The sequence below is a fragment of the Natrinema caseinilyticum genome (assembly GCF_024227435.1).
Taxonomy (GTDB): Archaea; Halobacteriota; Halobacteria; order Halobacteriales; family Natrialbaceae; genus Natrinema; species Natrinema caseinilyticum.
In genome coordinates, this window is sequence record NZ_CP100445.1 from 1,755,229 (window position 1) to 1,777,511 (window position 22,283).

Annotated in this window: 19 protein-coding genes; 8 read left to right on the plus strand and 11 right to left on the minus strand. The window is 63.9% G+C overall.

Features of this window, described 5'->3' with window-relative positions; genetic code table 11:
- Positions 1-330: 330 nt before the first annotated feature.
- The 3 genes from NJT13_RS08575 to NJT13_RS08585 form a co-directional block, all read right to left on the minus strand.
- Positions 331-741, minus strand: a complete 411-nt coding sequence (locus NJT13_RS08575; RefSeq protein ID WP_254525139.1) for a DUF7124 domain-containing protein — start codon at positions 739-741, stop codon at positions 331-333.
- Between the two features lie 111 nt (positions 742-852).
- A complete protein-coding gene (locus NJT13_RS08580) occupies positions 853-1,080 on the minus strand; it encodes a DUF7979 domain-containing protein (RefSeq protein ID WP_254525140.1) in 228 nt (75 codons plus the stop codon).
- 178 nt (positions 1,081-1,258) lie between these two features.
- A complete protein-coding gene (locus tag NJT13_RS08585; protein WP_254525141.1) occupies positions 1,259-2,497 on the minus strand; it encodes an NAD(P)/FAD-dependent oxidoreductase in 1,239 nt (412 codons plus the stop codon).
- 290 nt (positions 2,498-2,787) lie between these two features.
- On the opposite strand from NJT13_RS08585, the gene NJT13_RS08590 reads away from it, so the two are divergent.
- Positions 2,788-3,372: a DUF6149 family protein gene (locus NJT13_RS08590; protein WP_254525142.1), complete on the plus strand. Its 585-nt coding sequence runs from the start codon at positions 2,788-2,790 to the stop codon at positions 3,370-3,372.
- Positions 3,373-3,542: 170 nt separating this feature from the next.
- Positions 3,543-4,817, plus strand: coding sequence for a polysaccharide deacetylase family protein (locus NJT13_RS08595; protein WP_254525143.1), 1,275 nt, complete (start codon positions 3,543-3,545; stop codon positions 4,815-4,817).
- A 67-nt stretch (positions 4,818-4,884) separates the two neighbouring features.
- Here the strand turns inward: NJT13_RS08595 and NJT13_RS08600 are convergent, their stop codons facing one another.
- Complete coding sequence (locus tag NJT13_RS08600; protein WP_254525144.1) at positions 4,885-6,237, minus strand: ABC transporter substrate-binding protein; 1,353 nt, start codon at positions 6,235-6,237, stop codon at positions 4,885-4,887.
- 276 nt (positions 6,238-6,513) lie between these two features.
- Positions 6,514-7,848 (minus strand): ABC transporter substrate-binding protein, encoded by a 1,335-nt coding sequence (locus NJT13_RS08605; RefSeq protein WP_254525145.1) that lies wholly within the window; start codon positions 7,846-7,848, stop codon positions 6,514-6,516.
- 274 nt (positions 7,849-8,122) lie between these two features.
- On the opposite strand from NJT13_RS08605, the gene NJT13_RS08610 reads away from it, so the two are divergent.
- The 3 genes from NJT13_RS08610 to NJT13_RS08620 all read left to right on the plus strand — a co-directional run bounded on the left by NJT13_RS08610 (position 8,123) and on the right by NJT13_RS08620 (position 12,447).
- Entirely contained in the window at positions 8,123-11,080 is a 2,958-nt protein-coding gene (locus tag NJT13_RS08610) for a methyl-accepting chemotaxis protein (protein ID WP_254525146.1), read from the plus strand.
- Positions 11,081-11,234: 154 nt separating this feature from the next.
- Positions 11,235-12,113 carry a homoserine kinase gene (locus tag NJT13_RS08615; RefSeq protein ID WP_254525147.1) on the plus strand — a complete coding sequence of 293 codons (879 nt, stop codon included), beginning with the start codon at positions 11,235-11,237 and terminating at the stop codon, positions 12,111-12,113.
- Between the two features lie 4 nt (positions 12,114-12,117).
- Entirely contained in the window at positions 12,118-12,447 is a 330-nt protein-coding gene (locus NJT13_RS08620) for a hypothetical protein (RefSeq protein ID WP_254525148.1), read from the plus strand.
- 26 nt (positions 12,448-12,473) lie between these two features.
- On the opposite strand, the gene NJT13_RS08625 is transcribed toward NJT13_RS08620, so the two are convergent.
- The 3 genes from NJT13_RS08625 to NJT13_RS08635 form a co-directional block, all read right to left on the minus strand.
- Positions 12,474-13,238: a hypothetical protein gene (locus NJT13_RS08625; protein WP_254525149.1), complete on the minus strand. Its 765-nt coding sequence runs from the start codon at positions 13,236-13,238 to the stop codon at positions 12,474-12,476.
- Between the two features lie 92 nt (positions 13,239-13,330).
- Positions 13,331-14,239: a pyridoxal 5'-phosphate synthase lyase subunit PdxS gene (gene pdxS, locus NJT13_RS08630; protein WP_254525150.1), complete on the minus strand. Its 909-nt coding sequence runs from the start codon at positions 14,237-14,239 to the stop codon at positions 13,331-13,333.
- Between the two features lie 156 nt (positions 14,240-14,395).
- Complete coding sequence (locus NJT13_RS08635) at positions 14,396-15,187, minus strand: acetoacetate decarboxylase family protein (protein ID WP_254525151.1); 792 nt, start codon at positions 15,185-15,187, stop codon at positions 14,396-14,398.
- 100 nt (positions 15,188-15,287) lie between these two features.
- Here NJT13_RS08635 and NJT13_RS08640 point away from each other — a divergent pair, with 100 nt between their 5' ends.
- Positions 15,288-15,992, plus strand: a complete 705-nt coding sequence (locus NJT13_RS08640) for a DUF1405 domain-containing protein (RefSeq protein WP_254525152.1) — start codon at positions 15,288-15,290, stop codon at positions 15,990-15,992.
- 28 nt (positions 15,993-16,020) lie between these two features.
- Here NJT13_RS08640 and NJT13_RS08645 read toward each other — a convergent pair whose 3' ends face one another.
- The 3 genes from NJT13_RS08645 to NJT13_RS08655 form a co-directional block, all read right to left on the minus strand.
- A complete protein-coding gene (locus NJT13_RS08645; RefSeq protein ID WP_254525153.1) occupies positions 16,021-16,374 on the minus strand; it encodes a DUF7344 domain-containing protein in 354 nt (117 codons plus the stop codon).
- A 350-nt stretch (positions 16,375-16,724) separates the two neighbouring features.
- Entirely contained in the window at positions 16,725-19,382 is a 2,658-nt protein-coding gene (locus NJT13_RS08650) for a valine--tRNA ligase (protein ID WP_254525154.1), read from the minus strand.
- 622 nt (positions 19,383-20,004) lie between these two features.
- Positions 20,005-20,142, minus strand: a complete 138-nt coding sequence (locus NJT13_RS08655; RefSeq protein WP_254525155.1) for a hypothetical protein — start codon at positions 20,140-20,142, stop codon at positions 20,005-20,007.
- Between the two features lie 249 nt (positions 20,143-20,391).
- Here NJT13_RS08655 and NJT13_RS08660 point away from each other — a divergent pair, with 249 nt between their 5' ends.
- Both NJT13_RS08660 and NJT13_RS08665 read left to right on the plus strand, forming a co-directional pair.
- Complete coding sequence (locus NJT13_RS08660) at positions 20,392-21,327, plus strand: ATP-grasp domain-containing protein (RefSeq protein WP_254525156.1); 936 nt, start codon at positions 20,392-20,394, stop codon at positions 21,325-21,327.
- Positions 21,324-22,244, plus strand: a complete 921-nt coding sequence (locus tag NJT13_RS08665) for a zinc metalloprotease (protein WP_254525157.1) — start codon at positions 21,324-21,326, stop codon at positions 22,242-22,244. The genes NJT13_RS08660 and NJT13_RS08665 overlap by 4 nt, the downstream gene beginning before the upstream one ends.
- Positions 22,245-22,283 lie beyond the last annotated feature (39 nt).

The window sequence follows — 22,283 nt, forward strand, 5'->3', positions numbered from 1 at the left end:
TCTGGAATCGCCGCGAGAGACGGCCCGACGAGCCACTCGAAAGGCAACGAAACCGGGACGCGCTATCGACGTCGACAGCCTCGGACGACGACGAAAACGGCCTCGTCACGACTGCCTTCCGTGGCATCGCTCGTCGTGATCGCGCTGCGCATCGGCGAGCGCCTGTAAACGCTCGGAACTCGAGCCGGTGCCAAAGGGCGGGGATTCTCTCGCTGCTTACAGAGAGCGTCGCCGTCGCCCGAAAGAGGCGAAAAATACGCCGTTTCGCGTTCGCCGACCGTCGCTGTCCCTTCGGCGCCGACTCCATCGCATGCGTTCGCCCGAGCGGTCTCAGGGCCAGTCGTCGCGCACCGGTTCCTCGTCTTCGTCCTCGCCTTCGGCGTGCGTCGCCAGAACCCAGTCGGCCGCCTCCGCCGCGTCTTCGACGGCGAGATACTCCCAGTCGACCGCATCGGCCAGTTGCTCGTCCTCGTCGCTCGCACCGATGTAGACGTAGCGCTCGGTGTCGAACTGGTCTTTGACGCCCTCGAGGCTCTCTTCTTTGCCGCGGGGACCGGAGAAGAAGTCCTGGCGGATTCGGTTCTTTCGCGTGAAGTTCGTCACCACGTAGGTCGGCTTCTCGGAAACGACGCCGATGTACTCGGTCCAGCCCCTGGCGTCCTCGAAGACGCGCTCGGGCGAGGCGAGTTCCTTCAGCGCCTCGAGTTCGAATGCCAGGGTCATGTCGCTTTCGCCGTTCATGCGTCACCGAAGGCACGCACCCGGGAAAACGACTTCGATACGGGCAGCCGGCATGGACGACGAGACGGACGGAGCGGAACCGGTTCAGTCGGTTCGACGGCGAGGACCGGCTCAGACGCGTTCGACGCGATAGTAGTCGGTAAAGACGATGATCTCGCCCTCCTCGAGGATCGTCTCCGCTGGCGAAACGGGTCGGTCGTCGGTAACGGCCTCGTAGAACGCCGCCAGGGTCTCCGAGTCGAGCTGGTCGACGTGGCGAACGGTCGCGGTCGCCGTGACGGACTCCACGCGCTCTACGGTCACCGATCGCCGACGAAGTTCGCTCGCGGTCATGTACATTGATACCAGATAACACAGTACTCCTTAACAGTTCTGTCACCGGCGCTGAACGATCCGGGACGAACGTTTCGTTTGGCAACAGAATCGCACTGATCCGACGCCGGTCCTGCCGCTCGAGGGAGACTGCTGCGGATCGTCTCCGGGCCGAAAAGAACGCGTCGAAACGGTTGCGGGGCGGTTACTGCTCCTGTTGGGGCGCGAGGTCGTCGAGATCGACGGACTGCTCCATGAGAACCTCGGCCTGATCGGCGACGACGCGCTGGTCGCGCATGAGCTGTTTGAACTTACTCTGTGGCGAGAGGTCGCCGATGAGGACGCCGCCGACTATCTTGCCGTCTTTGAAAGCGACGCGGCGCCACTCCGTGTCGCTGTAGCGGCGTTCGGCGTGTTCGTCGCCCAGTGTCGGGTGACCGAAGGAGAGAAACGGGAAGTCGAAGTGCGTAATCGAGTACGAGGAGACCCACTGAAATTCCTCAGCTTCGTCGTCCGCAGCCATGTTGATCGCGGCGATCCGGCCCTGCTCCTTGGCCGAACCCCAGGACCCGTTCTGGGCGTGCTCGCCGAGCAGAACATCGTAGAAGCGCGTTATGTCGCCCGCGGCGTAGACGTCGTCGACGTTCGTCTGCATGTACTCGTCGACGACGATCCCGTTTTCCTCCTCGAGACCGGTTCCCCGGAGGTACTCCGTGTTGAACGACAGGCCGATGGCGACGCCGGCGAAGTCACACTCGTACCGGTCGCCGTTCGGATCGACCGCGGCGGTGACGCGACCGTCGTCGTCGGTCTCGAAGTGGTCGACGCCGCTGTCGAAGACGGGTTCGACGCCGACGTCACGCATTCCCTCGTGCATGATCTCCGCGCCGTCGGCCGAGAGCGCGTAGCGCCACCAGCGGTCGCCGCGCATCAGGTACTCGGCTTCGATGCCCTGTGCACCACAGACCGCGGCGAAGTCGATCCCGAGCAGACCGGCGCCGACGATGACGCCTTTGGCGGCGCGTTCGGCGTGTTCGCGGATTCCGCGAGCATCCTGAAACGTCCAGAAATGGTGAATCCCGTCCGCGTCGCTGTGCTCGACGGGGAGTTGCGTGGGCGTTCCACCGGTCGCGACGAGCAGTTTGTCGTACGGAACGTCACCGCTATCGTGCGTGTGGACGGTCTTTTCGGCGGTGTCGACGCTCGTCACGTGCGTGTTCAACAGGAGGTCGACATCGCGTTCTTCGTACCACTCCTCGTCGTGAATCGAAATGGGGGCTTCGGGGAGTTTTCCTTTCGCGTGTTCCTTGATGAGAATCCGATTATACAGTGGCTCCCCCTCATCGGTGATGACGGTAATCTTCGCGTCCGGGTCTTCCTCCCGGAGGGTCTCGGCGGCCGAACTACCCGAGATCCCGTCACCGATGATGACGTACTGAGTCATATCCGAACGTTCGTAATGCGGGTTAAAGTGGGTTGCTATCTCGTCTATTTTGCCAGACGAGGTGTAACACCCCAACGATCGTACACTGAACGGCGGATCTGTTCACTATCGTGTATTCGAACCAGTCGGTCAGCGTATACGACTCGAACGGGCAACCGGTGCCGCCATCTCCGACGGGCCGTCCCGGCGGAGCGGCGATCGGTCACACCGAACGCGTTCGACGATCGGTTCGGCGTCCGCCACCATCGTTGCCCGAATCGTTCTTTAGTGTCTGCACCAAAGGCGGATCCATGAAACTCCGCCAGAACGCGAAACACTTCGCCTATCGGAAGGCCCTCGAGACACCGGGGATTCGGTCGGTCGCCAACTCCGGACTCGTCACGCTCCATACGAAAATCTTCGCGGGGAAGGCCGACCCCGACCGCGCCGACGAACGGAAAGCCCACCTCGACGGACTCTTCGACGCGACGATGGACAGCTACCTGCGAGCGCTTCAGGAGGACTACTCCGAGGCCGAAGCCCGCGAGATCACCCACATCCAGGCCAACTTCGACTTCTACAACCACGGCTGGACCGAGATGATGGAGTTCCCGGAAGACGAACTCGAGGCCCATTACGACCGCTATCGAGCGTTCTTCGAGCGCTGGGACGTGACGATCGACGAGCCCCTCGGCCAATTCGCACCGCCCGAGGGCGTTCCCGAGGCACCGTCGACGCCCGAAAAACTCGAGGACCCCGTGCATCCGCACGCGGAGGGCGGCTTCGCCGACGACGTCTACGTCGAAACCGAAGACGGCGAACTCGTCGTCGGCGGTCGGGACGAACCCGACGACGTCGACGTCTCACAGGCTATCGGGTCCCGCGACGAAGACTGATTTCACCCGGCCGATCGGCGCGTTCGGCCGACGCCGTTCGACCGCGGCGTCGTCCCGGATCAAGCTCCGCCGTATGAACCGACTACCGCCACGAGCGATGCGAGAGGGTCAGCGAGAGGTGACGGTAACGCGATCGTAACAATAGGGTTCGTTGACGTATCTCGTCGGCGATGCAGCGACGAACGTATCTCGCGGCCGCGGCGACGCTGCCGCTTGCGGGCTGTACCGAAACGGAGACGAGTTCGAGTCCTCGAGACGACGATTCCCCGAGCGACGAACCGGCGACGAACGACGCAACCGACGGTTCGCGGGCCGATCCCGGGGCGGTCGGGACCGTCGACGATTTCGAAGCGCTAGCCGCCTGGGATGCGGTCGCAGGAACGCTCTCCCCGGACCGCGACCGCGCCGTTCTCGGGTCACAGAGCGCTCGTCTCGAGGTCCCGGCCGAAGAGCCGAGCGCCAGGCTCACACGGCGGCTTTCGACGCCGCTCGATTGTTCGGCCGTCGCGCCGGGACTCGCCGTCGCGTCCGACGGTCTCGTGGTCCCCTGGCTGCGGCTGGTCGACGTCGACGGGAACGGCGCCGACTTCCGCAGGGCAATCAAGGGCGGCCTGCCGCTCGTGCGGCACAATTTCGGCGTCAAGGAGATCGCGGACGGGTTCGACCCGACCGCCGTCGAGACGATCCACCTGCTCGTCTGGACGGGCGAGGGAGCGACCGAGACGGTCTGGTTCGACGACCTCCACTTCGTGCCCCGACCGGAGCGGGGAAAGGTGATGATCCAGTTCGACGACGCTCACGTCACGGACTACACCGAGGCGCTGCCGATACTCGAGGAGCACGGGTACCCCGCGGTCTCGTTCGTTCCGACCGGCTACGTCGACTACGGCGAGGTTGCGGGCGATCCCAAGTTGACGACCGACCAAACCCGCGAGCTCCACGACGCGGGCTGGTGTATCGCCAATCACACCGTCAGTCACGAGGACCTTCCCGAACTCAGTGCAGACGAGCAGGCCGCGGAGATACGCGGGGGTCAGCGGTGGCTGCGCGAGCGCGGTTTCGATACCGGCGCGGACTACTTCGCCTACCCGTTCGGGGCGTACGACGGGACGACGCTCGAGATCGTCGCGAACACGCACGACCTCGCCTTCGGCGGCGGCCCGCCGGCGCAGGGCTACGTCACGAACACGACGCTCGCGCCGCGGATCGGTGAACCCACGGCCGAGCAATCGCGGACGGCGATCGAACACACGGCGTCGATGCGGGGGATCACCTCGCTCTTCTTCCACCGGCTCGAGGGCGAGCAACTGGCCAACTTCGAGGCGACGGTCGAACTGATCGACGAGTACGAGTCAGCCGGCGAGATCGACGTGATTCTGCCGGACGACATAGAGCGGCGGTTCGTCTCGTCGCCGCGGACGCGCGGGGCCGACACGAACGGCTGAGTTTCGCTGCGGGCGTCCCGGATCGAACTCGAGGCGGATCGAACCGGTACCGGACCGATCGGTCCCCTCAGAGCCAGGGCGGCGTAACGTACTCCGTCGTCGCGTGCTTTTCGGGCCAGACGATCTCCTGGACGCCCTCGCCGTCGTCGTTTTCCTGCCACTGGAAGTAGACGTTGTCTTTCACGTTGTACGTGAGGTCGTGGGGGTAGTCGTGATCCTTTACGTAGAACGCGACCGTCCCGGCGCTTCCGTCGAACGAGACGTCCTCGAGGAAGGCGATCAGTTCGTCCGAATCGAGCGTCCCGGTCTCTTCGACGGCGTGGGCGAACAGGTCGACCGCGTCGTACGCATGGTATCCCGTGTAGACCGGGTTAGATCCCTGGAATTGGGCCTGGTAGTCCTGGACGAACGGCTGCGTTTTCGACGTGATTTCGCTGGTCGGCGTCGCGCTGGTCTGGGTGACGGCGAATCGACACGCTCCATCGACCAGGTCGTAGTACGCCGGGAGTTGCATCGGCACGTGGATGCCGGCGAAGGCGAACGGTTGTGGCTGAGGCGGTTGTTCGGGACGGTTCGGGTACGACCAGTCGAGCAGCGCGGCGGTTCCGGTGTGGGCCGTGGATATGAACGCGAGGTCTGCGCCCGATTCCTGGACGTCGTTGTAGAGGGACGAGAAATCGTCGGTCGCCGGCGGATAGCGTCGCTCCAGTGCGACGTCGAGGTCCGTCTCGGGGAGTTGATCCTGGTACACCTCCCACGGTTTCTTCGTCCACTCGTAATCCTCGGCGATGACTGCGATGGACTCCCAGCCGGCCTTCGGAGCCATCGCATCGACGAAGTCGATCTGATTCCGACCGAGGTCGTAGTCGTTGTTCGGCCCGACCCGGAAGTGGTACTTGTACTTGTCGTACTCCTCTTTTACCAGCTGACTGACCTTCGTCGTCGCCGCACCCGCCGTGAGGTGAATCGTCTCCTGCTCGGCAATATCGTCGATGATGTTTACGAGTACCTCGCTGGTGAAGACGCCGACCGTGACGTCCGCTCCCTCCTCGAGGACGAGCCGCTGGTACTGGCGGCGCCCCTCGAGCGGGCTCGAGTTCGTGTCCCCGACGACCAGTTCGACGTCTCTGCCCCCGATCCCGCCGTTCTCGTTGGCGTGTTTGACGCCGATCTCGGCGCCGCGCACTATCGATCGGCCGATGAAATCGCTGTCCGGATTGGGTGCTAACACGCCGACCGTGATCGGACCCTCGCCGCCGCTTCCGCCGGAGATGGATCCGACAGTCTCCAAGCAGCCCGCAACAGATAGACTCGCCGCACCGGTGGCAGCCGTGAGGTAGTGTCGTCGTTTGAGATCGTTCCCGCGATCCGTTCGCTCGGGCACTCCCTTCCCGTTATCCGACCCATTACGTTCAGTCATTCTGCCAATTCATTCTAACTTAACCAGCTTAACCTTTGGGGCAAGTTGACAAGACCGATCGGAATCGGGAGGAAGAGCGCCGAAATACCGTGCAGACGGATGAATCGAGCGAAGAAAAAGTACTTCAAATAGATACGTTCAAGTGAATATTTTTTGGTGGTTCTCTGTAGTAATCCAAGGTGTCAGATAGTAACAAAAATGTGCCCAGTCTTTCCGCCGGCAGAGACAGCGGGTGACGTCCTGAGAGGCAGTCGAAACCGATGAAGCTAGCCGCCCTTAGAGCCAGTCAGGATCGACGTAGTCGGTCGTCTCGTAGGTATCGGGCCAGATCGTCTTCTGGACACCGGCTCCGTCGTCGCCTTCACGCCACTGGTAGTACAGCGGGTGGATGTTTTCTTTCCCGTAGATGACGTCGTGGGCGTGTTTGTGGTCGGGACCGTGGAATTCGATCGTTCCGGTCGTCCCGGTAACGGAGATTCCCTCGAGTTCGTTCACGAGTTCGTCGGGGTCGAGCGTGCCGGCCCCTTCGACGGCCTTCGCGAACAGTCTCACGGCGTCGAACGAAATATAGCCGGTGTAGACGGGCGCGGCCCCGTCGTTCCTGCCCTGGTACGTCTCGAGGAACGGTTGGGTCTTGTCCGTGTTCTTGCTTTCCGGTGTCGCGAAGGCGTACCCGACCGCATAGCGGCACGCACCGTCGACCATCCCGTAGTACGACGATAGCTGCATCGGCACGTGGATCCCGCCGAAGGCGAATTTTCGCTCGGCCGGGCCCCAGTCCAGTACGGCGTCGGTCCCGGTGTGGGCGGCCGAAATGACCGCGGCGTCGGCCCCCGACCTTTCGACCTCGTCGTAGATCGTGGAGAAATTGTCGGTCGCGGGCGGGTACCGCTGCGACATCGTGACGTCGACGGGCGTGTCACCCAGACGGTTCTGGTACACGTCCCACAGGTTCTTCGTCCACTCGTAGTCTTCGACGAGAATGGCGACCGAGTCCCAGCCGATTTGGCCGCTCATATCGGCCAGGAAGTCGACCTGAGTCTCGCCGAGGTTCACGTCGTTGAGCGGGCCGACGCGGAAATGATACTTGTACTTCTCGTATTGCTCGTTCACCAGACGGCTGGCCGCCGTCGTCGCAGACCCCGCCGTCAGGTGGGGGACTTGCTGTTCGGCGATGTCGTCCATCAGCGCGACAAGAGCCTCGCTCGTGGCGACGCCGACCGTGACGTCCGCTCCCTCCTCGAGGACGAGTCGCTGGTACTGCCGACGCGCCTCGAGCGGACTCGAGTTCGTGTCGCCGACGACCAGTTCGACGTCCCTGCCGTCGATGCCGCCGTTGTCCTCGAGTTGGTTGCGGGCGATCCTGGCACCCTCGACGATCGACCGTCCGGTCGCGTTGCTTCCCGGATTGGGTGCGAGAACCCCGACTGTGACCGGGTCGGCGTCGGCGCCCGTAATGATAGACCCCGCAGTTTTGAGACAGCCCGCAAACGAGAGACCGACCGTTCCACCAGCCGTCGTTTTCAGCACTCGACGGCGGTCGAGACCGCGTCGGTTATCTGACTGCGCGGAATCCCCTGCGTTCCCGCTTCCGGGTTCGAAATCGTCCATCTCGAGCGGTCGTTTCAGCCTCTATTTCTTAATCCTTGCGAAGAAGGTACTAGAAAATTATGCAAAATATTACCAAGTCAGATAATTGTCGGCCAGAAATCATTAAGTCGGCGGCCCACCGGGAATTGTAAATTTTTCCGCGGCCAGTCGCGGTCATTAGAAACGGTCAGCCGCTGTCGGCATTAATATAAGGAATCCAGCCCGCACCCGATTATCAGCTTCGATAACTGTGGATGACAATTTATGTAGTGACGAAAATACGCGTGACGTATCCATGGATTTTGTTCGACGATTGGTGCCGACAGCTATCCGACGCAGGTACGCGGTCAAATTCGGGATCGCGTTAGTGATTCTCGGGATCTCTGTCGGTCTGATTGGATACGCTGCGACCGCAGCTATCACAAACCAGGTCGAAGATCGAGTCGAGAGCGACCACTCTTCGTCCGTTAGCCAGGAGGCACAAAGTCTGCAGATGTGGAACGAACAGAACGAACATACGACCGGGATGATCGTCAGGTCCGACGTCGTCGCCAGTGACGATTCGGGGGCGATACAACGACGCTTCCTCGACTGGCAAGAACACCTCGATACGGATACGTTCGATATTTCTTATGTGAATTTGGACAGCGGGACGGTGAGTGCCAGTACGAACGAGGCGTACCGCGGCGCCTCGACCAGCGAACTCGAGAACGTCCCTGGCGACGCGTTCTCGCAGGCATCGCAGACCGTCCCCTGGGTCTCGGACGCCTACACCGCACAGGGTGAGTTCGGTCAGAATACCACCGTCGTCACGTACGTCCAGATCACGGCCGAGAACGAAAACCGTGCAGTCATCTACACCGCCAATCTCGAGGCGTACTCGAACCAGCTTCAGGACGAGGAGGACGTCACGACGATGGTCGTCGATAGCGACAACGAGGTCATGCTGGACAACCGCGGCTCCGATACGAGCACCGAGACGCTCGGAGTCTCTTACGGTGGCGACAAAAGCCTTCTGAGCGAAGCCCGGACGGAAGGCGCTACCACCCAAGACGTCCCCGGATCGGCGCTGTCGTTCGGGACCGATGCCTACACCTTCGACAACGACGAGTACGTCACGAGCGCCGCACGCGTCTTCGGAACTGACTGGGTCGTCGTGAGCCACGAGCCGTCCAGCCAGGCGCTCGGGTACGTCAACAACATCAGAGAATGGGGGATCCTCGCGACGATCCTCGGTGTGTTCATGGTCGGCATGGTCGGTGCCGTCCTCGGCCGGAACACGGCCACTTCGATCGACCGTCTCACCGACAGAGCCAGCGAGATAGAGAACGGAAATCTCAGCGTCGACCTCGAGACGGAGCGAATCGACAACATCGGTCGGCTCTACAACGGATTCGATTCGATGCGCGATACGCTCCGTAAACAGATCGAGGAAGCCGAAACCGCACGCGAAGAAGCCGAACGCGAGCGCAAGCGCGTCCAGGAACTCAACGACCACCTGGAGGACAAAGCTGCCGAGTACTGTTCGGTCATGGGTCGGGCCGCCGACGGCGACCTCACCGCCCGCGCGACGGTCGAAAGCCAGAACGAGGAGATGCAACAGATCGGGGAGGACTTCAACGAGATGCTCGACGAAATCGAACAGACAATCGCCGAGCTCAACCGGTTCGCGACCGACGTCGCGACCGCCTCCGAACAGGTGACCGCCTCGAGCGAGGAAGTGAGATCCGCCTCGCAGCAGGTCACGGAATCGGTCCAAGAGATTTCCGACGGCGCGGACCGACAGAACGACTCGCTGCAGTCGGTCAACCAGGAGATGAGCGGTCTCTCGACCACGACCGAAGAGATTGCCGCGTCCTCGAACGAGGTCGCCGACATCGCCGAACGGACCGTCGACACCGGGCGAGCGGGGCAAGAAGCCGCTCAGGCGGCTATCGCCGCCATGGACGGGATCGAGACCGAAGCCAGCGACGCCGTCGACGAGATGCGTCGGCTCGAAGAGGAGGTCCAACAGATCGACGAACTGATCAACTCGATTTCGGAAATCGCGCGCCAGACGAACATGCTGGCACTGAACGCGAACATCGAGGCCTCCCGCTCCCAGGGCGGGGGCAGCGACGACGAAGGATTCTCCGTCGTGGCAAAGGAGGTCAAGGCCCTCTCCGAAGACGTCGCCGACGCGGCCGACGAGGCCGAAGACCGGCTCGAGGCGATCCGCGAACGGACCGAAGAGTCCGCCGCCGAAGTCGAAGGGACGAGTTCCAATATCGAAGACGCGAGCGAGCAGGTTCAGGCGGCGGTCACCGCGCTCGAAGAAATCGCCGAACTCGCCCAGGAAACCAACGTGGGCGTCCAGGAGATCTCCGCGGCGACGGAAGAGCAAGCGGCGTCGACCCAGGAAGTCGTCTCGATGGTCGACGGCGCGGCGACGATTTCCGAAGAGACGACCGCCGAAGCCCAAAACGTCGCTGCAGCGGCAGAAGAGCAGACGACCGCACTGACCGAAGTGACGAAGTCCGCGTCGAACCTGTCCCAGCAGGCAGCACAGCTCTCCGAAGCGCTCGATCGGTTCGACACCGACGTCGACCGCGCGGACGTCGATCTCGGGTCGTCGTTCGACGTCGACGAGGAGCTGGCGGCGGGCGGAACGAAATTCGACGTCGACGGTGCCGACGACGAAGCCGACGATCGAGGCCCGGGAATCACGTTCGGGGACGACGTCGACGCCCGACAGGGTGCTACGGAAGGAACTCCCAACATGGGTGACGCCGACGAGCCGTCAGACGCGTTCGAACTCGATCCGAGCGAGAGAATCGACGAGACGGACGACGGGAGCCAGCCGACGAACGACGCGTTCGCGGGCGATTCGGGGACCGGATCGTTCGGGTCCGGGACGCCTGCGAGCGAAGAGCCGTCGTACGAAGCCGCGGAGATGCCGGCGGCCGACGAACAGGACGACGGCGACGCCGATCCCGGAACGTCGACGGAGTCCCCGACTACCGACAGCGACGAGACGGCAGCCCTCCCGATGGATCCGGTCGACGACGGAGACGACACCACCGGGTCACCGGAATCCGACGAGGAGCGAGAATCGGCCGCTTTCGGCGACGACGGTAATGAGGGGACCACCTGGGCGGGCGGCAACGAGTCGGATGCGGCCGACGACGTGGAACGAGACGACGACGGCGACGATGCCGACAGGACCGAAAGCGAGGACGTGTTCACGTTCGGCGCGACCACCGAAGACGAGTAACTGCGCTCGCGGTTCGGACGTCCCGAATCGACGATAGCACTCGAGTTGACCGCCGCCAGCCCACATCGGCCGGGAAGCGACGACGCGTTCTCGTCGCGCTGTGGCATCGGCTTCGTTCGCTACCTTTTTGACCGCAGTCTCGGAAGGAACCGGCATGCTCACCGTGCGGGCGCCCGCGACGAGTGCGAACCTCGGGAGTGGCTTCGACGTCTTCGGCGTCGCTCTCGGAACGCCCGCCGACGTCGTCCGCGTCGAGCGCGCCCAGGAAACGACGATCACGGTGACCGGCGCGGGCAGCAAATACATTCCCGAAGATCCCGCGAAGAACACCGTCGGTGCGGTTGCAAAAGCGCTCGATGCGCCGGCTCACATTCGGATCGACAAGGGCGTTCGGCCCTCGTCGGGACTCGGATCGTCGGCCGCGAGCGCGGCCGCGGCAGCCGTCGCGCTGAACGCGCTGTACGACCGCGGTCGCTCACGGGAGGAACTCGTCCCGATCGCGGCCGAAGGCGAGGCGCTCGTCTCGGGAGAAGCACACGCGGACAACGTCGCCCCCTCGCTGCTCGGTGGATTTACCATCGTCACCGACGACGGCGTCACGCAGGTCGACGCCGCAGTCCCCGTCGTCGCCTGTCTCCCCGAGATGTCCGTATCGACGCGCGACGCCCGCGGCGTAGTGCCCCGGTCGGCCCCACTCGAGGAGGTCGTCGATACCGTCGGCAACGCCGCCACGCTAACAGTCGGCATGACCCGGAACGACCCCGAACTCGTCGGAAAGGGTATGTGCGACGATATCGTCACGCCCGAGCGCACCGCCCTGATCGACGGCTACGAGCGGGTTCGCGACGCCGCTCTCGAGGCGGGCGCGACCGGCGTGACGGTAAGTGGTGCCGGGCCGGGCATTCTGGCGGTCTGTCACCGGCGAAACCAGCGAGCGATCGCCTCGGCGATGGTGGACGCATTCGACGCGGTCGGCGTCGAGAGTCGAGCGTACCAAACCGCCATCGGAGAGGGCGCGCGACTGTACCGCTGAGTCGATGAGCGAGAGAACCGATGGCGTCCTCGCGGTGATCACACTCGCGGCGTTCGGCGGCGGCCTCGTCGCCGCGAGTGCGCCGCTTTCGGTTCCGTTCGTCGCGATCGGCGGCCTGGGGACGCTCGGTTTCGAAGCCGTCGCGTTCAGTCACAGCGAAACCGTCCGCCACTACTGGGACCGACCGGTCGTACAGGCGGGGACGCTCGCGGGCGCGTTCGCGATCGTCGGCGTCGGAATCGTGGTCGCCCCCTCGAGTATTCTCTCGGCGGGGATCGGTTCGCTGACGACCTATCTGTTGTTCCTGTCGTTCGTTCTGGCGACGCGGTCGTGACGGTCGGGATCGTCCTCGGGCCGGTATCACCGCCTCCTCGCGGTGGTCCGCCAGCGTCGACCGTAGATTCGAGGGATGGCATCGACTCTCGCCTGTCGAACGTTCGTCGGGACGGTCGAGACGCTCGCGGAGACGCCGGCCGGAAGCGGGCCCGGGGGCGCCGTCGAGACGGCAGTCGAATTATTCGAGGCCGGTTCCCGGCCGCGTTGCGTCGTCACGTACAGCGTTTCGAACTCCGAATGGGCTTCGAGGAGACCGTTTCGTGCCACCGTCGCACTTTGTTTCGCCGCCTGTTGAAACGCTGCGTTGGCCGCATCCGGTTGGATGTCCTCGATGTAGGTTTCGACGTCGGTGACGGCCGCCGTGTCGTCGGCCGACTCGAACGCGCCGGGGCCGACGACGTCCTCGAGTTCGCGCTTCAACCGGCGCAACTCGCGACTGAAATCGACGACGTCGACGGTGTTCCACAGTTCTCGCAGGACGATCACGTCCTCCAGACGACCGAGATCCAGTGCCGGATCGGGATTCCGCTCGCGGATCGCGTCCGGAAGCGCGTCGAATTCGACGAGGTCGGGCAGCGCCGATATCTCGACCGCCTCGGGCAGCCGCTCGAAATCGATCGTCTCGAGGAGGTCGTCGACTGCCGAGACGACGTCCAGGAGTTCCGCCACCGTCGCCGCGAGCGTTTCGTCCGATGCGTCGGTCTCGAGTTCCCGGAGCAATCGCTCGGTCCCCGCGAAGAGGCCGTCGACGAGTTGCTCGACGCTGGTCGGGGACTGTGCCTGATTCATACCGTCGAGACGCTTCGCTCGGAGAAAACGCACGCGCTTGCTGGTCGATCGCTCGTTCCCAGTATCGAACCGAAAAGACGTCCCGCCGGTCCTCAGACGCCGCGACCCTGCAGCTTCTCCTCGTCGGGCAGGTCGACGTTCGCGTCGCCTTTCATCCCCTCGCCGAGGTTCTTCGAAATTTCGGCGAGCGCCGCGGGGTCGTCCCAGTTGGTCGTCGCTTCGACGATGGCCTCGCCCATCGCGGGCGGGTTCTCCGCGCCGAAGATGCCGCTGCCGACGAAGATGCCGTCGCACTCGTGGTGCATCATCAAAGCTGCGTCGGCGGGCGTCGCGATGCCGCCGGCCGCGAAGTTGACCACCGGGAGCCGGCCCATGTCGGCGGTCTCGTGGACCAGATCCGCGGGCGCTTCGATCTCGCGCGCGTAGGCTTCGCGTTCCTCGTGGCTCATCCCCTCGAGTTTGCGGATGGCGCCCTTGATGGTGCGCTGGTGATGGACGGCCTGATTGACGTCACCGGTGCCGGCCTCGCCTTTGGTGCGGATCATCGCCGCGCCCTCGTCGATTCGGCGCAGCGCCTCACCGAGGTTGCGCGCGCCACAGACGAACGGCGCGGTAAAGTCGCGCTTGTCGATGTGGTAGGCGTCGTCGGCGGGCGTCAGCACCTCGCTCTCGTCGATCATGTCGACCCCGACGGCCTCGAGGATCTGCGCTTCCTTCGTGTGGCCGATGCGGGCCTTCCCCATGACGGGGATCGAGACGGAGTCGACGATCTCCGCGACGTCTGCGGGGTCTGCCATCCGGGCGACGCCGCCGCGCTTGCGGATGTCCGCAGGGACGGCCTCGAGGGCCATGACGGCAACCGCGCCGGCGTCTTCGGCGATGCGCGCCTGTTCGGGGTCGACGACGTCCATGATGACGCCGCCTTTCTGCATCCGCGCGAACCCGCGCTTGACGAGTTCCGTTCCGCGTCGCAATTCCTCGAGATCGGTGTTCTCGGCCATACTGCGCGGTTAGGTGCCACAGCACTTACGCGTGTTCTTTGGAGGCGATCCAGCCGCAGTCGCCGAAAACGGTCGAACACGGCTCGCTCGCACCGGTCGGAGCCCACTCACTGGTAAATCAAACAGCCGGTATTTGCCGCGACGCGAGTCGTCGCTTCATCCCCGTCGGTGGGCGATCCGCTCACCCTCGTGCAGGCGCGCCCGAACGTGCGCACCGTACATCCTCCCCAGCGACCGCTGCCGGAGTCCGAGTTCCCGTCGCACGGTCGAAGAGACCTCGAGTCGGGTGCCGACGGAGGGGCCGAACCCGATCGCCACATCGCCACTGACGTGGACCGGCGTCCGCAGGAGGTCGTCGTCTTTCACCGTGTAGCTGTGCATCGTCCACTCGCGCGCTCGAGCGTCTGTTCGTGGTCGAGCGACCTCGAGTCGAACGGCCTCGTCGCCGCCGTAGCGCCCACCATCGACGACGGCACGGACACCGGTCGGCCCGTCGGTCACGGTGATGTCGGCCCGCTCCTTTGGGTACCCCCAGAGTTCGCGACCGAGCGCGACCGAAGCCTCGGTCGTAACGGGGAGCCAGTGAACGTACCCGCCGATCGCACCGTCCGCAAGCTGTGCCAGCGGGAGGGAGGTTCGGCTGCCGTGGACCGCCGGGACGATGAGGGCGAACTCGTCGTAGGGCTCGAACTGCGACGAGTCCGTCTCCCCACCGCCGACCCGATGGTACTGAATCCCGACGAGGGCGACGCAGCCCACGCCGGGCGCGATCGCGAGCGATGACAGTGCGTCCGGGAGGATCGCCTCGAGTCTGCTGCGGCGCGCGGGGACCGTCACGCCGCCCATCGCGAACGAGAGTTCGAGCGGCAGTTCGACGACGTGACCGGTCGAGAGATTGGTTCGCGTCCGTTCGCCGACTGGAGTTGCGGCCGAGGCGCCGGTGGTCATACCCGCGGCTACGACGGGGGTGGCCGTAGTGGTACGGGATGGCCGACGGCCGGGGACGCAACCGCTACTGTTTTGCGGGTCCCGTCCGTCGCGCCGGACGATGACCGCGTCGACTCGGATGGCTGATCGCGAGGGTGGCGACCGCGAGTCGCTACCGGCGTATCTCGCGCCCGTGCCGCACACGTTGGAGGACCTGGGGCTGCGATTTGCCTGGCTCGTCGTGGCGATCAACCTCGCCGGAACGGCGTTCGGGTTCTGGTACTACGGCCCGCAGTTAGGCCGAACGGCCGTCGTGATGTGGCCCTGGGTTCCGGACAGTCCGCTCGCGACCCTGTTCGTCGCGCTGGCGATCGGGGCCTGGAAAGTGGGACGGGAACAGCCGTGGATGACGGCGCTGGCCTTTTTCGGTAACATCGTGCTCGGATTGTGGACGCCCTACACGTTACTCGTGTTCGCCGATTCCTACACCTACCTCCCCGTGTGGATGTACCACTTTCTCTTCTGGAGTCACCTCGCGATGGTCGTCCAGGCTCTGGTCCTCTATCGGATCAGTGACTTTCCGATCTGGGCCGTCGCCGTCGCTTCGCTCTGGTACTGGAGCAACCTGATCGTGGACTACTTCGTCCCCGTCGTCGGCGGCCTACACCACACGATCATCCCCGTTTCGCGGGACACACCCCTGTTCCTCGGGGCCGACGCGCTGGGCGCGATCGCCGCCGGTGAAGTGACGTTCGTCCTTCTGGCGCTCTTTCTCGCGCTCTCGATCCGGGTTAAAAAGTGCGAAGCGGCTCGAGACCGGCGATAGCCGACGACTCGAACGGGTTCGATCTCTCTCACAGGTCGCCGACGAACGCGAGTTCGAGATAGGGATCGAGTGTGCGGGCTGCGGCCCGGCGTTCGACCGTTCCCGCGTCCGCATCGTATCGGAGCACCTCCGATTCGACGAGCTTTCGAAGGTGGTTGTGGTGGAACTCGACCGTGATTTGCTCGACGCGTTCGGGGGTCGGGTTTTCGTCTCGGTCGGCGATCCGCTCGGTCAGTTCCTCGATGGTCACGGCGCCCACTTTCCGTGACAGGTAATATAATGCATACCGGCGCTGCTCGTCCAGCAACAGCTCGAATACCGTGTTCGAGGGGAGCGTGACATCGGTTCCGGAGACGTCGGCGTCTGAGATATCTGTCTTCATGGGTGCTCTGTACTCGGCTTACGCGACGGCGAGCAACGCATCGGCTCGATCCAACTTCAGCAGAGCACACTCACCTCTTCGAACATGCAGTCATAACCTTTCTGCAACTCACGATATATGCAACATATTCTCGGCACTCGAAGCCATATCGACACAAAGGGAGAATTACTCGGCAGTGTGATACTCCACCGATCGCCGAAATACGACGTTCGTCGAATTGTAGTCGAATCCGACATCACGAGACGCGGGCGTTCGGGACTCGACACGGTAAAATCGGATTTCTCGACGCCGAACCGCCGCGCGTCGGGACGGAAGCTCGAACGGTGATCGCTCGACGCGCGACGGGACGACTACTCGAGGATGAGGACCGCCGACTCGGTCTCGATCATCTCGCCCTCGCCCGAGTAGGTTCGCTCGAGTTCGACCTCGAACAGGTCCGCTTCGAGTTCCTCGCCGGCGACTCGAAGCACGCTTTCGTCGTCGTCGATTTCGTACTCGCCGCTCTCGATTCCGGCGTCGATGTCGCCGACTTTCGAGCCGTACCTCGGTCCGAGCGTCGAGTAGTCGAGGTCGATCGACGCGACGGCGGTCGTGATCTCCGGGGGTTCCGCGAGTACGGTGAGATCCCGAACGTGCATCACGTTCTGAATCGCGTCCTCGAAGCCGTCGATCGGGCCGAAGATCGACACCGACTCGAGGTCGGCGTTCAACGGGAGCTGATTCTCGCTCTTGTACCGACGCAGCGCCGAGATGACCTCCATGGCGGTCTCGCCGGCCTCGAGATCGGCCTCGTAGCCCTGCGGGGCGGGCCAGTCGCGAGTGTGGATGCTGTCGAACGCCCCGTCGCCGGTCTCGTAGACCGATTGCCAGATCTCCTCGGTCACGTGCGGCAAGAACGGCGCCCACAACTCGAGGAACGTTCGATGCGCGGTTCGGAGGGCGTACTGGGTCGATGGGTTCTCTTCGCGAGTCTTCGCGATTTCGAGGTAGTCGTCACAGAAGGTGTTCCAGAAGAACGTTCGCAGGCGGTCGCGGGCCTTCGCGAACTCGTAGGCCTCGAGGTGGTCGGTCAGATCGGCGACGGCGGCGTCGAGTTCCGCGAGCAGCCACCGGTCGATCGCCTCGAGTTCGCCGGGTTCCTCGGGGTCGGCGGGCGCGAGCGTGTCGACGAGCTTCGACGCGTTCCAGAGTTTGCGAAGGAGTTTCTCGCCGGCGGTGAGATCTTTCTCCTGGTAGGGGAAATCGTCGCCGACGGCGGCGCTGGCCGCCCAGAAGCGGACGGCATCGACCGGATACTCCGCGAGCACCTCGTCGGGTTCGACGACGTTCCCCCGCGATTTGGACATCTTCTCGCGGTTCTCGTCTAAGACGTGACCGTTGATCATCGTCGCGTCGAATGGAACCTCGCCGGTGTGCTCGTAGCACTTGACGATGGTGTGGAACAGCCAGAACGAGATGATGTCGTGGCCCTGCGGGCGCAGGTCGAACGGATACAGTTCGGGGTTGTCCATCGTGAACGTCTCGCTCTCTTCGTCCCAGTCCCACCCGGCGTTGATCAGCGGCGTCAACGAGGACGTCGCCCACGTGTCGAAGACGTCCTCCTCGGCGTCGAACTCGTCGTGGCCACACTCCGGACAGCCGTCCACGGGCGGGTCGTCGCTCAGGGGATCGACCGGCAGGTCCTCCCGCTCGGCCACGATCGGATGGTCGCAGTCCTCGCAGTACCAGACCGGGAACGGAATGCCGGAGTCGCGCTGGCGCGAGATCAGCCAGTCCCACTCGAGCCCTTCGATCCAGTGGCGGTACCGAGTGAACATCTTCTCGGGGTACCAGTCCATCTCACGGCCGGCCGCCAGGTACTCATCCTTGTGATCGAGGATCTCGACGTACCACTGCTTGGAGACGCGGAACTCGACGGGCGTATCACAGCGTTCGTGGACCTGCACCGCGTGGGTAATCTCCCAGCGGTCGCGCAGGTAGCCCGCGTCGTCGAGGTCCTCGACGATCGCCTCGCGGGCCTCCTCGGTGGACAGGCCTTCGTAGTCGCCGGCGAGGTCGGTCATCGTCGCGGATTCGTCGATGGCCACGCGAAGCGGCAGGTCGTGGGCCTGGTACCACTCGATGTCCTTCTGGTCGCCGAAGGTACAGCACATGACGATCCCGCTGCCTTTCTCCATGTCGACGCGGTCGTCCTCGATGATCGGCACCTCGTGGCCGAAGATCGGAATGCGGGCGGTTTCGCCGACGAGATCGCGATTTTCCTCGTCGTCGGGGTGGACGAAGACGGAGACACAGGCCGGAATGAGTTCCGGACGCGTCGTGGAGATGACGAACTCCTCGCGGGGAGGGTTGTCACCCGCGAGTTCGAACGCGATGTCGTTGAAGTGCGAGCCGCGTTCGTCGTCTTCCATCTCGACCTGCGAGATCGCCGTCTCGCACTCGGGACACCAGATCGCGGGGGCCTTCTTGCGGTACTCCCGACCCTTCTCGTAGAGGTCGAGGAAGGAGAGTTGCGAGATTCGCTGGACGCGCGGTTCGATCGTCTTGTAGGTGTTGTTCCAGTCGATCGAACACCCGAGGCCCTGCATTTTCTCCGTGAAGTCGGCCTCGTACTCCGCACAGACGTCCCGGCAGAGTTCCTGGAACTCGCGGCGTTCGTAGTCCTGATGGCGGATGTCCAGTTCCTTCTCGGTCAGGCGCTCGCTCGCAATCCCGTTGTCGTCGTAGCCGAACGGAAAGAGCACGTCGCCGTCGTGCATGCGCTGGAACCGGGCGGCGAAGTCCTGGAGCGTGTGCCCGTAGAGGTGCCCCATGTGCAGGCTTCCCGAGACCGTCGGCGGCGGCGTATCGATGGCGTAGACCGTGTTCGGATCCCGTTGCTCGTCTCCCTCGTAGGCGTACACCTCCTCGTCGATCCAGCGCCGTTGCCAGCGGGATTCGACTGCGTCGGGATCGTATCCGCCCTCGAGACTCGGCGCGTCCTCCTGCTCCGGCGCGTCCGTGCTCATGCTCTCACCGCCCGTCGCGGGCGTCGTCGGTGCGTCGTCAGGCTGTGGGGTTGACTATCGTCCATAGAGCGGTCGTTGCTCGGTGAATGCTGGTCAGCGACAATACATCCGTCGAAACGGGGTGGAAAATCGGCGGCTCCGAAGCCCCTACCTGGGCGGACGTAAGTCGTCGGAGGGAGGCGACCGAATCCCCGTGAATCGTCACGTCCGCCCGGATACGAAAACGGCGCCACGAGGGTCGTCGTGGCGATCGGACGCGGCCGCGACGGTAGCAGGCATACCCGACAATTCGGGCGGCAAGCGTCATAGCCCTTTCGTCGTCGGATAGCCGCCACTGCTCCGGGACGACACCGCCGTCTCGAACGGGTGGCGCGCTCGATACGGCGAAGATTCGTTCTCGAGGCCGTCGGTCATCGCTTTCGATCCGGAACCCGATCCGTCGCACGACGGAAGCAATATCGCGACTCACGGCGCCGAAAACGGGCTATCGACGGCACGATCGCGTCGATGCAGACGAGAACAAAATCGGCCGCTCACTCGGCAGTCCGGGTCGATTCGGATGGGGCGCTCGCGGGGGTCGATGGCGTCGACCGAAAAAACCGAACGCGTTCGCGGTAGGCAGTTAGCAACCGGTTTCCGCACAGGACATCGTGACCGGTCCCTCCTCGCCGAGCGCCAGCGTCGTAAGCATCGGGGAGGCGTTCGCGCGTTCTTCGAGGTCTTCGACGAAATGCACATCATCCGTATTGTCTGCGGACATACAGGACGGCGGTCAACGGCCACAAATATTAAGCTTTCTCCGGGTTAATATATCACCTCCAATAGACGTGTTTTCCGTTTTATTCTCCGCGAGAACACAGCGATCCTCACCCGTGCGGACCGGTTCTGATCGGGACGGTACAGGCGCGTCCGAAAAGTGCCTGACAGTCGGCGAGCCGTCTTCCCGGTGGGAAATACCTATACAATTCGCCTGTAGAATTATGTGTTCGAGCGACGGAATAATGTCGTAATGGGTGTCCTGTTAATCGGCCCGAAAGCGGACCCGCAGGTCGACGTGGTGACGCGGGAACTCGAATCGCGTGGAGTCGAAACGAGCCTGTGGGATGCGTCGTCTTGGCCCGGAGCGACACCAGCGACGGTCCGGCAGGCGGCGGACGAAACGCGGATTTCAATCGACGGGACCGGTTCCATTCTCGACGAGTGCCACACGATCTACTTGCGACGCCTCGGCCTCGATCCACGCTATCCGGAGTTCGAGGCCGACTTCGAGGAGCGACCGCTGTCGGTGATCAATCAGTTACGCGAGTATCGCGGCCTCCTCCTCTCGGCCATCAGGTCCCTCCAGGACGACGGTGTGCGGGTGATCAACCCACCCGACGTGCTCGGCATTCACGCCCTCAAACCCTGGCAGCTCTCGACGCTCGCGGCGGCCGGGATTCCGGTGCCGGAGACCTGCTCGACGAACGATCCGGCCGAAGTGCGGGCCTTCGCGGACCGCGTCGAGAACGTCATCTACAAGCCGATCGGCGGCGGCGGCCACGCACATCACCTCGAGAGCGACGATCTCGACGACGACAGACTCTCGCGGCTCGCGAACTCCCCCGTTCAGTTTCAAGAGCGCGTCGACGGGGACGACGTTCGCGTCTTCGTCGTCGACGGCGAAGTCGTCGCCGCGGCTCGCATCGTCTCGGATGCGCTCGATTACCGCAGCGAACGTCACGACGTCGAACGAATCGGACTCGAGTCCCTCGACCCCGAGATCGAACGGGCGGCCTGCCGTGCGGCCGAGCGGCTCGGCCTGCCGTTTACCGGCGTCGACGTGGTCGACGCGGCCGATCGCTTCGTCGTCCTCGAAGCGAACCCGTCACCGATGTTCGCGACGTTCGACGAACTCGCCGGAACGAAGGTTGCGAGCGAACTCGCGGGGTTCCTCGCCGACCCATGACGACGAGCGGCGATGGCGAATCCGGTACCGACCGAACGCACGACGGGGCTCACGTCCGCCGCAACTTCGGATACACGTGGGGCGAGACCGGTGGAACACTGTGGCTCCGCAACGACAACGGTGACTACAAGCGAATCGATCCCGCGTTCCGGGAGCCCCTCCGCGCCCTCGCCCGCGGCGAGCGAGAACCCTCGGCAGCCGATCCCGCCGTTCTCGAGGCGATCGATGTGCTGGCGGATGAGGGGTATCTCGAGCCCAGCGGCGAGAGACGGCGACTCGAGATGTCCGCGGACATTCGGCTGTGGCCGCGGCTCGTCGCGACCGGAGCGGTGACGATCGTCCTCTGTGCGCTGATCGTGGCCCAGTGGGAGACGATCTGGAGCCCGCCGGGCTCGGTCGGAAAGACGGTCGTCCTCGCGCCGTTTTTCGTCGGTGCGACGCTTCTGCACGAACTCGGCCACTACGTGGCCGGTCGCCCCTATTTCGAGCCGTCGATTTCGATCGGGCGTCTGAACGGGGTCATTCCGGCGGTGATCACGCGGACCGGAGACGCCTGGCAGTGTCCGCGCAACGTCCGAATCTGGATCAGCCTCGCCGGACCGGTCGTCGATATCGTCGTGACGCTGGAACTGGCGATCGCGTTACTGCAGTTTCCCGGCTACAGCGTGCTCGGTTCGTGTATTCTCGTCCAGCTGTTCCGGCTGCTGTTCGTCCTCAATCCGCTCGTCGACGGCGACGGCTACTGGCTGTTCGTCGACGTGTTCGGAACCCACAACCTTCGAAACCACGCGTTCAGGGATTTGAAACGAGGGCGACCGACCCCGAAAGCGGCGTTCGCGCTCACGATCGTCGTCTTCACCGGCTGGTTCGTCGCCGCCAGCGGCTACTTCCTCGGCCACACGCTGGGCATTCTCTGACCCCGTCTTCCGTCGCCGCCGCCGCTCAGTTGCGATCGA